The following is a 15,360-nucleotide window of genomic DNA, read 5'->3' on the forward strand; positions in this document are numbered from 1 at the left end:
GGCGGCCCCACCCGCCCGGACCAGCGCGGGATGGTCCGTCCTGCCCGCACTGTCACGGAAGCTCCGGCAGGTCCTCCGAGTAGAGCAGCGTCAGGTCGTCCGTGCTCGGCTCGGGGAACTGCGCGACACGGCCGGCGTGGCGCTCGACCATCGCCTCGAAGGTCTGCCGCGCCGTGCGGCCGTTGCCGAACGTGGGCCCCTTCGGGATCGCCGTGAAGTACTTCAGCAGGGACTCGGAGGCGCCCGGGGCGAGCCGGTACTCGTGCTCCTCGGCCTGCTGCTCCACGATCCGCAGCAGCTCCTCCGGACCGTAGTCGCCGAACCGGATGGTCCGCGAGAAGCGGGACGCCACACCGGGGTTGACCTGAAGGAACCGTTCCATCTCGGCCGTGTAACCCGCGACGATCACCACCACCGCGTCCCGGTGGTCCTCCATCAGCTTCACCAGGGTGTCGATGGCCTCGCGGCCGAAGTCGCGGCCCGAGTCCTCCGGCGACAGCGCGTACGCCTCGTCGATGAACAGCACCCCGCCGCGCGCCCGGTCGAACGCCTCCTGGGTGCGGATCGCCGTGGACCCGATGTGCTCGCCGACCAGGTCGACCCGGGACACCTCGACGAGGTGGCCCTTCTCCAGGACGCCCAGGGAGGCCAGGATCTCGCCGTACAGGCGGGCGACCGTCGTCTTGCCGGTGCCCGGGGAGCCGGTGAAGACCAGGTGGCGCCGGACGGAGGCCGCCTTGAGGCCCGCCTGCTGACGGCGCCGGCCCACCTCGATCATGTCGGTGAGGGCGCGCACCTCGCGCTTGACGCTGTCCAGGCCCACCAGCGCGTCGAGTTCGCCCAGCACGTCCTGCGAGGTCCGCGAGGGCTGCTCGGCCTGCGGAGCGGCCGTGACGACCGGCTCCTGCTCGGTGGCGCGCTGGCCGGGGATCGACCCCAGTAGTCCGTGTGACTGACTCGCGGTCTGCACCGCGGTCTCCCGCGCCGCCGGTGGCCGCACCCCGGCGCTCTCGTCGCTGGTGCAGTCCTCGACCAGGGGGCCGCCGCCCGTGTCGCCGGGGCCGCCGTCCGCGAACTCGTAACCCCCGCGCGCGCAGCGCTCCGTACGGCACCTGCGCAGCGTCGTACGGCAGCCGTCGATCACATGGAAGCCGTAGCCGCCGCTGCCCGTCACCCGGCAGCCCACGAAGCTGCCGCGGCCCTCGGCCGAGACGTAGAAGCCGGCCTCCGCGGGCGAGGTGACCGTGCAGCGCTCGATGGTGGGGTCGGCGCCCTTGGTGACGATCACGCCTGTCTGCGTGCCGTCCACGGTGCAGCCGGACAGGGTGCCGCCGCTGCCGTGGTCCCGGAACCAGGCGCCGGTCGCGGCATCCCTGATCCGGCAGTCGTCGAGCTGCGCGGTCGCACCGTCGCTGACGGACACGGCCGTGTTGCGAACCTGCGAGAGGTCGCTGTCGACGACGTCGGCGCGCGAGCCTCGGTCCAGGACGAACAGCGCGTCGGGCACGTCGTGCACGCGGCACGACTCCAGCACGGCCGTCGCGCCGTCGCTCACCCAGACCGCCGGATAGTCGCCCGTGCTGTCGAAGATCTCGCACTGGTTCGCGTCCACGCGCGTGCCCGGGTCCCACACCGACAGGCCGTTGCGTCCGAACCGCCGTACTGTCGTGCGCGTCAGCGTGAGGACGGAGCGGGAGCGGAGGTCCACCGCGTTCTCCGGGATGTCGTGGATGCGGCAGTCCGCGAGCGTGAGCACGGCGTCCGTGTCCAGGGTGACCCCGTCCGCGCTGGTCCGGTGCACCTCGCAGTCGGTGAGGTGTGCCGTGGCGCGCCCGGTGATCTGCACACCGGAGCCCCGGACCTCGTACACCTCGCAGCCGACGGCTTCCAGCGAGGAGTTCTCACCGGTCGCGGACAGGCCCACACCGGAGGCGTGGTGCATCCGGCAGCGCTCGAAGCGTGGGTGGGCGCCGCCGCGGACGGCCACGGCCGCCTGCCCGGCTGCCACGACCTCGCACTCCTCGAACACCCCGCTGCCGCCGTCCACGACGGCGATCCCGATCCCGGCCGGGTTGTCGACCGTGCAGCGGCGCACCGTCGGCCGTGCGTCGCCGCGCACCTCGATGCCGGCCGCGGACCGCGTCACGATCCGCACGTCGAGGAGCTCCGGCACGCCGCTCTCGACGAGCAGGGCGGGCGCGGCCGAGTCCTGGCCCTCCACGTGCAGGTCCTGCACCACGGCGGAGGCCCGCACGGTCAGCGGCACGCCGTCGAGCGGGGCGATGCGCACGGAGCCCGGGGAGCCTTCGGGGCCGCGCAGTGTCACGGACCGCTGCAGCACGAGGTTCTCCCGGTAGGTACCGGGAGCGACGGTCAGCACGTCGCCGTCGCTCGCGGCCTCCAGGGCCGCGGCGAGCGAAGCGTACTCACCCGTGCGGCGCCGCCACCGCGATGTGCCGGTGTGCGTCACCTGGACCGTGCCCTGTGCCATGGCGATGCTGTGCCCCCACCTCGTTGAACGCGGTTCGTCAGCCGAACAGTTCGGCCGGTCCACCGTAGCGTGCGCGGGGACGGGCGGTTGACCAGAGCCGCAAGGCCGTCAGCTGCCGGTGCCCGTCCTGCCCCAGTCCGGGCCCGCCTTGTCCCATGCCTGGTCCCAACGGGCGTACCTGCGGCGGACCATGCGCCAGACGATCAGACGCCTGGCGCCCTCCACGACTCCCGCGGCCAGCACCGCGGAGCCGAAACCGGCCAGCACGGCGTGCGTCGCCGCCGTGGCGGAGTCCAGCGGGCGGCCCACTATGCGGCCCTGCGGGTCGGTCCACAGCTTGAAGTGGTCGCCGGGGCGCGGGTCCTTGAGGTTCGCCAGCACCATGCCGTGCCGCCGGGTGCCGTCCGGCGCGGTCCAGTCGGCGATCACACGGCTGCTGCGGTCACGGGCGGTCGCGGTCTCCGGATCAGGGTCCAGCGGGGAGTTGTCGGCCTTCTTGACGACGGTGCCCGTCACCTCGTGCCGGGCCTGGCGCTGTTCCTTCACGGACTGCTGCAGGGCGTCCTGCGCGGCGGACCCGACGACGGCACCGATCACCGGCGCGGCCACGAGGATCAGCACGAGGGCGGCGAGGGCCAGCCAGGCCTCGACCAGATCCGTCGTGCGGCGCAGCGGATTGTGCCGCCAGCGCCAGAGTCCGCCGATAGCTCGCACCGTCCCGCACCCCCTTTCCGCGTCCGTGATAACCCCGGCTGGAGCCGTCCACGCGCGGGCCCGGCGAAGAGAGAGCGAAATCACCCTTCCCAGCGGCCTCTCATGAACTTCTCATCAGGACCCAACGAGTACGGCCCCGGCGTGTGTTCCCACCGCGGGGTGATTCTACGGACCGGAAACCTGCTGTCCGGCCCGGCTATGCGAGAACGCGCACGGGATCGCCGGACCGGATCGTACCGACCGATTCCGGTACCAGGTTCTGGCCGAAGACCAGTTTGTCGCCGAAGCGGCGGTGCCGGCCGAGGGTGCGCAGCGGCTCCCGGCCGCGCCCGGCGGTCTCCTGGTCTGTGGTGGTCACCACGCACCGCCCGCACATCTTGGCCACCCGGAAGGTGACGTCGCCGATGGCGATCCGCCGCCAGTCGTCCTCGGCCCAGGCGTCGGTGCCCGCCACCACCACGTTCGGCCGGAACCGGTTCATCGGCAGCGGCCCCTCCTCGGGGTGGTCGCCGCGCGCGACGAGGGAGTTGAGGGCGTCCAGCGAGGCCAGCGTGGTGAGCAGCAGCGGATACCCGTCGGCGAAGCTGACGGTCTCACCGGGACGCGCGTACTCCGGATCGACGGGGCGGCGGGTGGCCGGGTCGTCGAGGTGTACGAGACGCACGTCGATCCCCAGGTAGTCGCTGAACCAGGCGTGCGCCGCGGAGTCGGCGAGGACCCCCTCCACCTTGTCCCGCCAGATCTCCACCGTCGTCGTGCCGGACGGCACGGGCACCGTGACGGCCAGGGGCTCGCGGCCGGGCGCCGACAGCACGAGGCCGCCGCCGGGCAGCGGCTCGGCGGCGGCCAGCGCCATGCGCGGATGCGGGCGTTGCGTGATGACCTTGCCCGCCTCGTCGACCAGCGCCCAACGCCGGTCCCCTGCCAGCCCCCAGGGTTCCACCACGGCCTCGTCGGGCGTGACGCCCCGGGCCGCCTTCAGCGGGTGGACATGAATCGAGCGCAGCGACGGATTCCCCATGGGGCCATCCTGCCAGCAGGCGACGACAACCCCACGCGGAGCGCCTCAGTATCCGCGGTACTGCTGCCCGTTGTACGGGTCCTGATAGGGAGCCTGGGCCGGCCGCGGGGACGCGGGGCGCATCGCCTCGTAGCCCGTGCCGTTCGCCGCCGGACGCGGCTGCTGCGGCTGGACACCCGGGTATCCCCGCGGGGCCGAGGCCTGTTGCGGGATGTAGGCCGCGGGAGCCTGCTGCAGCGGCGAGGGCTGCTGGGCCGGCGGATAGCCGTACGAGGGCGCCGACTGCGACGGTCCGGCCGGCAGCGCGGGGAGTGCCGACGGCAGCGCGGGCAGGTTGCCGCCCGGCGTGTCGTACATCGCGGGGACCCGGATCGGTGCGATCTGCGGGGTGCCCCGCTCCGCCACGAGGCGGTCGTAGATGGGCGTGTCCGCGAAGGACGAGGCGGAGTAGTAACCGCCGCCATAGGTGGAGCGGGGGGAGGTCATGGCACATAAGTTAAGCCCACGATGTGCTGGTTGGGGAGACCGATAAGAGGGTTGTTTTCCGTGTCTGCGGTGACGCCGGGCCCCCAATGTGAGCGAACTCGACGAAAAAGGGACGAACTCGAGTCCGACTTTTTTGTAAAAGCCGAGTTCCGGGAGGGTTACCGGCGGGTCGGCTCCCTCGTCCTCGTGTTCGGCGCCTGGGGGTTGACAGCCCCTGGGGAATAGGTTGGCCGCGAACGGATCGAACGGCCCTGGGCGTGGCCCGGCGGTGAGCACGTGAGCATGGGGGCGAACATGTCAATGCCCAAGGGATCGAATGTCGCGGTGCCGACGGCCGCGCTGCGCGTCGAACTCGGCTGGCGCGCCGGCCCGGGCACGCCCGACGCGGACGCCTCGGCGCTCCTGCTGGTCTCCGGAAGGGTGCGCTCCGACGCGGACTTCGTCTTCTACAACCAACCCGCGCACTCCTCCGGCGCGGTCCGGCACGAGGGCAAGCGCACCACGGACGGCCAGGTGACCGACACGCTGCTCGTCGACCTCCCGCGCATGGAGCCCTCCATCGAGACCGTCGTGCTCGCGGCCTCGGCGGACGGCGGCTCCTTCGGACAGGTGCCGGGCCTGTACGTCCGCGTGGTCGACGACCGCGACGGCACCGAGGTCGCGCGCTACGACAGCGCCGACGCGAGCGTGGAGACCGCGTTCGTCCTGGGCGAGCTCTACCGCCGCCAGGGCGCCTGGAAGTTCCGCGCCGTCGGGCAGGGGTACAGCAGCGGGCTCGAAGGACTGGCGACAGACTTCGGCATCACCGTGGACGAACCGCAACACGCGACGCCACCTGCGGCTCCCGCCCATGCGCCCGCCCCGGCGCCGCCTCCCGTCGCCCCGCCTGTCCCGGTGACCGCCCCACCGCCGCCCGCCGCGCCCGCGGCACCGGTCCGGCTGACCAAGGTCACCCTGACGAAGGAGGCCCCGGCCGTCTCCCTGACCAAGCAGGGCGGCACGTCGGGTGCCCTGCGCGTGAACCTGAACTGGCAGGTGCGCAAGCAGTTCACCGGGTGGGCCGCCAAACTGGGCCGCCCCGTCGCCGTGCACGCGGATCTCGACCTGGACCTGTGCGCCCTGTACGAGCTGTCCGACGGCAGCAAGGGCGTCGTCCAGTCGCTCGGCAACGCCTTCGGCTCACTCCACCGCCCGCCGTACATCCACCTCGACGGCGACGACCGCACGGGAGCGGCCACCAGCGGCGAGAACCTCACCGTCAACCTCGACCACAAGGACGCCTTCCGGCGCGTCCTCATCTTCGTGACCATCTACGAAGGCGCCCGCTCCTTCGCCGACCTGCACGCGACGGTCACCCTCCAGCCGCAGCACGGCGCGGCCGTCGACTTCTCGCTGGACGAGTGCACGGTCCCCTCCACGGTGTGCGCACTCGCCCTCATCACCCACCACGACGGCGACCTGGTCGTCCAGCGCGAGGCCCGCTATCTGGTCCCCGAGCGCGGGGTCAGCCCGCAGCGCACGGTCGACCACGCCTACGGGTGGGGCATGAACTGGACCCCGGGCAGGAAGTGACACCGCACCGAAGTGACAGCGCGCCGGGAAGCGCCGGTCACCGCTGCTCGGGAGCGGGACGCGCGTACGTGCGCCCCTTCCAGGCCGCGCCCCGCCCCCGGTAGTGCCGCACCGCCGAATCGACCGTCATGAAGAGGTACAGCAAAGCGGTGAACGGCAGCAGAGGAGCCAGTGCGAGCGGCTGCCGGTAGTAGCGGAGCATCGGCACGTACGTCGCCGTCATCAGCAGCCACGCGAGTCCTGCGGTGACCGCTGCCGCCGTGCTCCCCGTGACCAGGCCCACGGCGAACGCCACCGGTGGCACCAGGTAGACCACTGCGAGACCGATCACCGTGCCGAACAACAGCAGCGGGTTGTGCCGCAGCTGGGCGTAGGCGCTGCGCGAGACCATGCGCCACAGGTCGGACAGCCGCGGATACGGGCGCACACTGTCCACGCGCTCCGCCAGCCCCAGCCAGATGTGGCCGCCGCTCGTCTTGACCGCCCTCGCCAGCGCCACGTCGTCGATGACGGCCTGCCGGATGGAGTCCGGGACACCGGCGCGCTCCGCGGCCGCGGTCCGCAGCAGCACGCACCCACCGGCCGCGGCCGCCGTCCCCGAGCCCCGCACGCCGACCCGGCGGAACGGATAGAGCTGCCCGAAGAAGTAGACGAAGGCCGGCACTACGAGCCGCTCCCACACGCTCTCCGCCCGCAGCCGGGCCATCTGCGACACCAGGTCGAAGCCGCCCGTGCGCGCCGCCGCCGCCAGCTCCCGCAGGCTGTCCGGGCCGTGTGCGATGTCGGCGTCCGTCAGCAACAGGAACTCGGGTCCACGCGCGCGTGCGAGCTCGATGCCGTGCCGTACGGCCCAGAGCTTGCCGGTCCAGCCCGCCGGCGGCTCACCCGGAGAGGAGACGGTCAGCGGCAGCCCGCCGTGCCGCCGCGCGAGGTCGCGGGCCAGGTCCCCGGTGCCGTCCGTACTGCCGTCGTCGACGAGGAAGACCTCCGCGTGCCCCGGATAGTCCTGCCTCAGCAGGGTGGGCAGGCTCTCGGGAAGGACGGCCGCCTCGTCCCGCGCGGGGACGACGACGCAGACCGACGGCCACGCTGCCGGCTCCTTGCGCGGAGGCAGGCGCACATCCGTGCGCCAGAAGAATCCCTGGCCAAGGAGCAGCCACAGCCAGGCGGCCAGTGATCCGGCAGCGGTCCACACGACGGCACTCACGCCTCGCAGTCTGCCCCACCACGTCAGCCCGTTCGGGGCGATCCGGTAAGGTGCCCGGGTGAAGATCGCGCTCATGGACACCGGAATCGGACTGCTGGCGGCGGCCGCCGCCGTACGCCGACTGCGACCCGACGCCGATCTCGTCCTCTCCTCGGACCCCGACGGCATGCCGTGGGGGCCGCGCACCCCCGAGGACATCAGGACCCGCTCGCTCGCCGTCGCCGAAGCGGCCGCCGCGCACCACCCCGACGCGCTGATCGTCGCCTGCAACACCGCTTCCGTGCACGCCCTGCCCACTCTGCGCGCCCGGCTCGAACCGGGCCTACCGGTGATCGGCACCGTGCCGGCGATCAAGCCCGCCGCCGCCGGAGGCGGGCCCGTCGCCATCTGGGCCACCCCCGCCACCACCGGAAGCCCCTATCAGCGCGGCCTCATCCGTGACTTCGCCGACGGGGTGAGCGTCACGGAGGTCGCCTGCCCGGGGCTGGCCGAGGCGGTGCAGTACGCGGACGACGCGGCCATCGACGCCGCGATCTTTGAGGCCGCGGAGAACACCCCGGCCGATGTAACGACCGTCGTCCTGGGCTGCACCCATTACGAACTGGTCGCCGAACGCATCCGCGCCGCGGTGCAGCAGCCGGGTCTGCCGCCGCTCGTCCTGCACGGCTCGGCCGTCGCCGTCGCCGCGCAGGCCCTGCGCCGGATCAACGAACTGCCCGCACCGCAGGCACCTGACGAGGGCACCCTCACCGTCATTCTCAGCGGACGAGAGGAGCGGCTTCCCCCGGCCGCGCTGGCGTACGAGGAGGGCCGCTTCCTCCAGGCGGTGACCCCCGCGCGCTGAGGTCCGGCCAAGGTGCGCGGGGCTCGCGCTGCCCGCGTGGAGCAGTGACGCTCCGCAGTCCGCTGCCCGCACAGCGGAACCTGAGTAGTCTCAATGGCATGAGGGACCACCCCCACGGCGAAGGCGGTACCCCCGAGGGTTCCGACCGTCCCGAAGTATGGACCGGGCGCGCGACCAACCGCGTCCAGTGGCTGCTGGCGCTCGGCGGGTGCGCCTGTATGGCGCTCGGCATCGAACTGGCGGTGGACTCGGCGTGGACGTCGGGCGTCGCCCCGCTCGCCATGTCGGTCGTCGGCTGCATCGCGGCGGGGCTGCTGGTCCTCTTCGGCACGCTGGCGTTCGTGCACGTGGCCGTGAAGGTCGACCAGGACTACCTCGAAGTGCGCTGCGGCCACATGGGTCTGCCGCGCCGCCGCATCCCCCTCTCGCAGGTGGCCGGCGCCGACTTCGCGCCGCGGGTCACGCCGCGCCACTGGGGAGGCTGGGGCTACCGCTGGCGGCCCGAGAAGGGCACCGCCGTCGTCGTACGGCGCGGCGAGGGCGTCGTGCTGCGCCTGTGGGACGGACACACGTTCACGATCACGGTGGACGACGCGGAGTCGGCCGTACGGGTCATCCGCGAGCGGCTGCGCCCGGCATCGTCCCGGGCGGGGCGCTGACGCGGTCCGTCACGGCGCCGGGTCACCACCGGGTGCCCACGGGCCGGCCTCGTGCCGCGCCGCCGCCTCCGCGAGCGGCCGTGCCGTCGCGATCCCCGCGAGCAGTCCCGCGCCCGCCGTGACCGTGGTGAAGCTCAGCGCGTTCCCGACCGCGGCGACGACGGCGAGCGCGGTCAGGGCCGCACCCGCCGTGAGGGCGACCGGCGTGGGGCGGGCCGCCCTCCACAGCGCGTACAGCACCCAGCAGAACACCGCGGCCAGCAGGGCCACGCCGATGACGCCCTGCTCTGCCGCCAGCTGGAACGGCGCGGAGTGCGGCTTGCCGTCGGTTGCCAGTGACTGCGCGACCGTCGGGCTGAGGTCCTCGAAGCGTCCCGGGCCCACACCGAGCACGGGTTCGTCGTGTGCCATGCCCAGCGCCTCACGCCACAACTGGACGCGGTGCGGGCCGAGCTGACCCTCCAAGGAGTCGGTCAGCCCGTCCGGCAGGATGTCCTCGGCCACCGCCCACGTCGCCCCGGTCACCACGGCCGCGGCCGCCGCGAGGCCCACGAGCCCCAGCCCGCGGCGGCGCATCCGGTCGGCCGCCAGCGAGCACAGCAGCACCGCGGCACCGGCCGCGCTTCCCGTGGTCGAGCCCAGCACGGCCGCGGTGACCACGATCCCGGCCGCCACCAGACGCAGTACCGTACGCGGCGCGGGACCACGGGCCGCCGAGGCCGCACAGCAGGCGGCACCCGCCGACAGGGCGAGCAGCGCGGCGGTCGCGCCCGTACGGCCCAGCGAGGTGATCAGCGGCGTGACGGCCGCGGTGTCCGGGATGTTGATGGCGAGCCCCAGCATGGCCAGGGACGCGGCGCAGGGCGCGGCGACCGGCAGGAGCGCCCCGGAGATCCGGCCCGCCGCGTACCCCGCGGCCAGGGCGAGCACCGCCAGCAGCACGCCCTCGGGCCGGCCGCCGTGCGCGGTGGCCGTGGTCAGGGACCAGGCCGCGCACGCACCGAGCACGATGACGCCCGTGGCGTCCACCACGTTGCGTCTCTCACCCGCGGCCGGCGCACCGGCCGCGGACTCCGTCCCCGTGGACCCCACCCCGTCGTCCCCCCGACTGTGACGGGCCCCGACCGCCGTGGCCGGATCCGGCCGCACGTCAGAGGCTCGGGCACACCGTAACGGGTGATGTGCCGGTTTGTGGATGCGTTGCGCAGGAACGTTGCGGCGGGTGTGTGGGCGATGCCTCGCTGTGACCGGGCGGACCGCGCTGTCCGCGGTCCGCTGACGCGCCGTAGACTCCCCGAGTGACCGCCACCGCAACATCCGTGGGCGAGCCGGAACAGCTCGACCCCCAGTCCGGGCCCGCATCGCGGGCCGCCGGACTGGCGCGCAGGCTCCTCCCCGCCGCCGCGGCGGCGCTCTCCGGAGTGCTGCTGTACGTCAGTTTTCCCCCGCGCACCCTGTGGTGGCTGGCTCTGCCCGCCTTCGCGGTCCTCGGCTGGGTCCTGCGCGGACGCACCTGGAAGGCGGGCTTCGGGCTCGGCTATCTGTTCGGGCTCGGTTTCCTGCTGCCCCTGCTCGTGTGGACCGGTGTGGAGGTCGGCCCCGGCCCGTGGCTGGCGCTCGCCGTCATCGAGGCGGTGTTCGTCGGGCTCGTCGGCGCGGGCGTCGCGGTCGTGTCGAAGCTGCCCGGGGCGCCGGTGTGGGCCGCGGCTCTCTGGATCGCGGGTGAGGCGGCACGGGCGCGGGCACCGTTCGGCGGCTTCCCCTGGGGCAAGATCGCCTTCGGGCAGGCCGACGGCGTGTTCCTGCCGCTCGCCGCGCTGGGTGGCACACCGGTGCTCGGATTCGCCGTCGTGCTGTGCGGCTTCGGGCTGTACGAGACCGTGCGGCTCGCCGCCGAGGCGCGGCGCACTCATGTCGTACGGCGGGCCGCCGCGTCGGTGGCGCTGCTGAGCGTGGCCGTGCCCGTGGTGGGTGCCCTCGGGGCCCGTTCCCTGGTGAGCGACGCGGCCGAGGACGGTACCGCCACCGTCGCCGTCATCCAGGGCAACGTCCCGCGGGCGGGGCTCGACTTCAACTCCCAGCGGCGGGCCGTGCTGGACTACCACGTGCGTGAGACCGAGCGGCTGGCCGCCGAGGTCAGGGCGGGCAAGGCCGCCCAGCCGGACTTCGTCCTCTGGCCGGAGAACTCCTCCGACATCGACCCGTTCACCAACCCCGACGCGTACGCCGTCATCGACGGCGCCGCCAAGGCGATCGGCGCCCCCATCTCGGTCGGAGGCGTGGTCGAGAAGGACGGCAAGCTCTACAACGAGCAGATCCTGTGGGACCCGGCCAAGGGCCCCACCGACACCTATGACAAACGGCAGATCCAGCCCTTCGGTGAGTACCTACCGCTGCGGTCGCTGATCGGAGCGATCAACAGCGAGTGGACGTCCATGGTCCGCCAGGACTTCAGCCGGGGCAGCAAGCCGGGCGTGTTCACCATGGACGGCGCCAAGGTCGGCCTCGTCACGTGCTACGAGGCGGCCTTCGACTGGGCCGTGCGCTCCGAGGTCACCGACGGAGCGCAGATGATCTCGGTGCCGAGCAACAACGCCACGTTCGACCGCAGCGAGATGACCTACCAGCAGCTCGCCATGTCCCGCGTCCGCGCCGTCGAGCACAGCCGTACCGTCACCGTGCCGGTGACCAGCGGAGTCAGCGCGGTGATCATGCCGGACGGGAAGATCACTCAGAAGACGGGCATGTTCGTCGCCGACTCCCTGGTGCAGAAGGTGCCCCTGCGCTCCTCCGAAACCCCCGCCACCCGCCTCGGGGTGCTGCCGGAGGTGCTCCTGCTGCTCGTCGCGGCCGGCGGGCTCGGATGGGCCGTCGTGACGGGAGTGCGCCAGCGGCGCGCCGGTGGCGTGTAGCCGTACGCCGGTCATGCGCGGCCGGAACGCGTCGGGTGGTCGCCCACCGGGCCGTTAGGGTCACCTCATGCCAACTCCTGACTTCATCCGCGAGCTGAGGACCTCCATCGGACACCAGCTGCTCTGGCTCCCCGGAGTCACCGCCATCGTCTTCGACGACGAGGGCAGAGTGCTGTTGAACCGCAGGTCGGACACGGGCAGGTGGTCGGTCCTTGGCGGTATCCCGGAGCCGGGGGAGCAGCCGGCGGCCTGCGCGGTGCGGGAGGTCTTCGAGGAGACCGGGGTGCGGTGCGCGGCCGAGCGGGTCGTCCTGGTCCAGGCGGTGGGCCCCGTGCGCTACGACAACGGGGACGTCTGCCAGTACATGGACACCACCTTCCGCTGCCGGGCCCTCGGTGGGCAGGCGCGGGTCAACGACGACGAGTCGCTGGAGGTGGGCTGGTTCGACGTGGACGCGCTGCCGGAGCTGAACGAGTTCGGGCTGCTCCGGATCAAGCAGGCCATGTCCGACGGCCCCACGTGGTTCGACCCCATGACCTGAGGGAGAAGTGTGGGGGCCGACCATATGGGGCCGGGGGGAAGTGGCGCCTAGGGTCGCGACATGACCGCACCCCCCGCCCCTCCAGGACCCCACACCACCTCACTCGACCTCGGTGGCCGCACAGCCCTCGTCACCGGTGCCGCGGGCGGGATCGGCCGGGCCTGCGCGCTGCGGCTCGCCCGAGCCGGAGCCAAAGTGCGGGCCGTCGACCGGGACGCCGAGGGCCTGTCCGCACTCGCCGACCGGGCCCGGGGGCTCCCGGGCACCGTGGAACCCCACGTCCTCGACCTCACCGACCTGGACGCGGCGGAACTGGCCGCCGCGGGCACCGACGTCCTCGTGAACAACGCCGGGCTCCAACTGGTGCGCCCGGTCGAGGAGTTCCCGCCCGACGTCTTCCACACCGTGCTGACCGTGATGGTGGAGGCACCCTTCCGGCTCATCCGCGGGGCGCTGCCCCACATGTACGGGCAGGGGTGGGGCCGGATCGTCAACGTGTCGTCGGTCCACGGACTGCGCGCCTCGGCGTTCAAGTCGGCGTACGTGACCGCCAAGCACGGCCTCGAAGGGCTCTCCAAGACCGTGGCCCTGGAAGGCGCCCCCCACGGTGTCACCTCGAACTGTGTGGCACCCGCCTATGTGCGCACCCCCCTGGTCGAACAGCAGCTCGCCGACCAGGCCCACGCACACGGGATCCCCGAGGAGCGGGTCCTTTCCGAGGTGCTCCTGCAGGACAGCGCCGTCAAGCGGCTCATCGAGCCCGAGGAGGTGGCGGAGGCGGTGGCGTACCTGTGCGCTCCGCAGGCGTCCTTCGTGACGGGCACCTCCCTGGTGCTCGACGGCGGCTGGACCGCGCACTGACCGCACCGACCAGGAGGCTCCGAGTTGTCCACAGCCGCGCGTCCAGCGGGTGGGCCGAGTTGTCCACAGGTCCGGCGGACGTGTCCGTGCGATGAGTGATCCTGTGTCCATGTCCCGCGATGACGTCCAGCCCACCGAGTCCACCGACAGCGTCGAGACACCGTTCCTGGAGCTCCTGGCCAGGGGCGCGTCCGTTGACGCCTACGAGCAGCCGGTGCTGCTCGCCCGCGCCGAGGGCAGGCCGCCCGAGCGCGTCGCCGCGCTCGAACACGCACAGCGGCTGGCGCTGCGCGTGCGGTCGGAGATGGAGGGACGGCGCCGCCGCGAGGCCGAGCTGTCCGCGCTCTTCGAGACCGCGCACGACCTGGCAGGCCTGCGGGACCTGGACTCCGTACTGCGGGCCATCGTCCAGCGCGCCCGCTCACTGCTGGGCACGGACGTGGCGTACCTCAGCCTGAACGACCCTGACCGGGGCGACACCTACATGCGCGTCACCGAGGGGTCGGTCGCGGCGCGCTTCCAGCAACTGCGGCTCGGCATGGGGGAGGGACTCGGCGGGCTCGTCGCCCAGACCGCCCGCCCCTACGTCACCGACGACTACTTCAAGGACGACCGCTTCCAGCACACCCGGGCCATCGACGCGGGCGTGCAGGACGAGGGGCTGGTCGCCATCCTCGGAGTGCCCCTCATGCACGGGCCCCACGTCATCGGGGTGCTCTTCGCCGCCGACCGGCGTGCGCGGGTCTTCGAGCGGGAGCAGATCGCCCTCCTGGGGTCGTTCGCCGCCCTCGCGGCGGCCGCCATCGACACCGCGAACCTGCTCACCGAGACCCGCTCGGCCCTCGCCGACCTGGAGCAGGCCAACGAGATCATCCGCGACCGCAGTGGAGCCATCGAGCGCGCGTCCGAGGTCCACGACCGGCTCGCCGAACTCGTGCTGCGCGGGGGAGGGGTCCACGACGTGGCCGCGGCCGTCTCCCGGGTCCTCGGCGGCACCGTGGAGTTCGCGGAGGAGGGCGCCGCACCCGGCGCGGCCCTGGAGACCTCCCGCGCCGAGGGCCACGCCGTGCGGCACGGGGACGACTGGATCGCCGCCGTCACGGCCGGCGGCGAACTGCTCGGCGCACTGGTGCTGCGCGGACACCCCGGCCTCGACCCCGTCGACCAGCGCACCCTGGAACGCGCCGCCATGGTCACCTCCCTGCTGCTGCTCGCCAGACGCTCGGCCTCCGAGGCCGAACAGCGTGTACGGGGCGAGCTGCTGGACGACCTGCTCGACGCGCGCGACCGCGACCCGCGGCTGCTGCGCGAGCGGGCGGCCCGGCTGGACGCCGACCTCGACGCCACGCACGTGGTGCTGGCCGCCCGCCTGGACGGTGCGGCGTCCGACCCGGACGAGGAGGCCGCGGCCCGCCGGCGGCTGTGGTCCGCCGCGTCCCATCTCGCGGCCACGCGGCACGGACTCGCCTCGGCCCGTGACGGCGGCACCGTCCTGCTGCTGCCCCTCGACGGAGGCGACACGGCCACGGAGCTGGCCCGTCGTACGGCGGGCCACCTCGGCAGGGCCGTCCACGAAACGGTCACCGTCGGGGCCTCCGCCCCCGTCGAGAACCTCACCGCGGGCGCCGACTCCGTGGCCACCGCCTATGCCGAGGGCCTGCGGTGCCTGGAGGCCCTGCGGCTGCTCGGCCGGACAGGAGACGGCGCCGCCGCCCAGGACTTCGGGTTCCTGGGGCTGCTGCTGGCGGGGGACCGGGACATCCCAGGGTTCGTGGACCGCACGATCGGCGAGGTCGTCGCCTACGACGAACGGCGCGGCACGGATCTGCTGCGCACCCTCGACGCGTACTTCGCCTGTGGGATGAGCCCGGTCCGGACGAAGGACGCGCTGCACGTCCACGTGAACACCGTCGCGCAGCGACTGGAGCGGGTGGGGCGGCTGCTCGGCGAGGACTGGCAGCGCCCAGACCGCGTGCTGGAGGTCCAGCTGGCCCTGCGGCTACGGCGGCTGTCGTCGCCGGACCGGCGCTGAGCGCCGCCACCCGTAGGCAT

13 protein-coding genes are annotated in these 15,360 nt (G+C 73.1%); 7 read left to right on the forward strand and 6 right to left on the reverse strand.

The genetic code is table 11. The features are described 5' to 3' along the window. Nucleotides 1-52: 52 nt before the first annotated feature. The 4 genes from ACZ49J_RS20080 to ACZ49J_RS20095 all read right to left on the reverse strand — a co-directional run bounded on the left by ACZ49J_RS20080 (nt 53) and on the right by ACZ49J_RS20095 (nt 4,712). Nucleotides 53-2,491 carry a right-handed parallel beta-helix repeat-containing protein gene (locus ACZ49J_RS20080; protein ID WP_467449647.1) on the reverse strand — a complete coding sequence of 813 codons (2,439 nt, stop codon included), beginning with the start codon at nt 2,489-2,491 and terminating at the stop codon, nt 53-55. Between the two features lie 108 nt (nt 2,492-2,599). Further along, on the reverse strand, nt 2,600-3,205 hold the full coding sequence (locus ACZ49J_RS20085; RefSeq protein WP_467449649.1) for an Rv1733c family protein: 606 nt from the start codon (nt 3,203-3,205) through the stop codon (nt 2,600-2,602). Nucleotides 3,206-3,401: 196 nt separating this feature from the next. Beyond that, a complete protein-coding gene (locus ACZ49J_RS20090; RefSeq protein WP_467449651.1) occupies nt 3,402-4,226 on the reverse strand; it encodes an MOSC domain-containing protein in 825 nt (274 codons plus the stop codon). Nucleotides 4,227-4,271: 45 nt separating this feature from the next. Then, nucleotides 4,272-4,712: a DUF6643 family protein gene (locus ACZ49J_RS20095; protein ID WP_467449652.1), complete on the reverse strand. Its 441-nt coding sequence runs from the start codon at nt 4,710-4,712 to the stop codon at nt 4,272-4,274. Nucleotides 4,713-5,006: 294 nt separating this feature from the next. Between ACZ49J_RS20095 and ACZ49J_RS20100 the strand changes: the two genes are divergently transcribed. Beyond that, nucleotides 5,007-6,284, forward strand: coding sequence for a TerD family protein (locus ACZ49J_RS20100; protein WP_467449653.1), 1,278 nt, complete (start codon nt 5,007-5,009; stop codon nt 6,282-6,284). Nucleotides 6,285-6,321: 37 nt separating this feature from the next. On the opposite strand, the gene ACZ49J_RS20105 is transcribed toward ACZ49J_RS20100, so the two are convergent. Further along, on the reverse strand, nt 6,322-7,491 hold the full coding sequence (locus ACZ49J_RS20105; protein ID WP_467449655.1) for a glycosyltransferase: 1,170 nt from the start codon (nt 7,489-7,491) through the stop codon (nt 6,322-6,324). 58 nt (nt 7,492-7,549) lie between these two features. Between ACZ49J_RS20105 and ACZ49J_RS20110 the strand changes: the two genes are divergently transcribed. Together ACZ49J_RS20110 and ACZ49J_RS20115 are read left to right on the forward strand one after the other, a co-directional pair. Next, on the forward strand, nt 7,550-8,335 hold the full coding sequence (locus ACZ49J_RS20110; RefSeq protein WP_467449656.1) for a glutamate racemase: 786 nt from the start codon (nt 7,550-7,552) through the stop codon (nt 8,333-8,335). A 98-nt stretch (nt 8,336-8,433) separates the two neighbouring features. Next, nucleotides 8,434-8,994: a hypothetical protein gene (locus tag ACZ49J_RS20115; protein WP_467449657.1), complete on the forward strand. Its 561-nt coding sequence runs from the start codon at nt 8,434-8,436 to the stop codon at nt 8,992-8,994. A 9-nt stretch (nt 8,995-9,003) separates the two neighbouring features. Here the strand turns inward: ACZ49J_RS20115 and ACZ49J_RS20120 are convergent, their stop codons facing one another. After that, nucleotides 9,004-10,026, reverse strand: a complete 1,023-nt coding sequence (locus ACZ49J_RS20120; RefSeq protein ID WP_467449659.1) for an O-antigen ligase family protein — start codon at nt 10,024-10,026, stop codon at nt 9,004-9,006. 266 nt (nt 10,027-10,292) lie between these two features. Here ACZ49J_RS20120 and lnt point away from each other — a divergent pair, with 266 nt between their 5' ends. From lnt to ACZ49J_RS20140, 4 genes are all read left to right on the forward strand, one after another. After that, nucleotides 10,293-11,906: an apolipoprotein N-acyltransferase gene (gene lnt / locus ACZ49J_RS20125; RefSeq protein WP_467449660.1), complete on the forward strand. Its 1,614-nt coding sequence runs from the start codon at nt 10,293-10,295 to the stop codon at nt 11,904-11,906. 67 nt (nt 11,907-11,973) lie between these two features. Next, nucleotides 11,974-12,447 carry an NUDIX hydrolase gene (locus ACZ49J_RS20130; RefSeq protein ID WP_467449662.1) on the forward strand — a complete coding sequence of 158 codons (474 nt, stop codon included), beginning with the start codon at nt 11,974-11,976 and terminating at the stop codon, nt 12,445-12,447. A 60-nt stretch (nt 12,448-12,507) separates the two neighbouring features. Further along, nucleotides 12,508-13,308, forward strand: coding sequence for a 3-hydroxybutyrate dehydrogenase (locus ACZ49J_RS20135; RefSeq protein WP_467449663.1), 801 nt, complete (start codon nt 12,508-12,510; stop codon nt 13,306-13,308). 109 nt (nt 13,309-13,417) lie between these two features. Further along, nucleotides 13,418-15,340, forward strand: coding sequence for a helix-turn-helix domain-containing protein (locus ACZ49J_RS20140; protein ID WP_467449665.1), 1,923 nt, complete (start codon nt 13,418-13,420; stop codon nt 15,338-15,340). The last annotated feature ends 20 nt before the right edge of the window (nt 15,341-15,360 follow it).

It is taken from the genome of Streptomyces sp. NPDC030840, assembly GCF_055572015.1.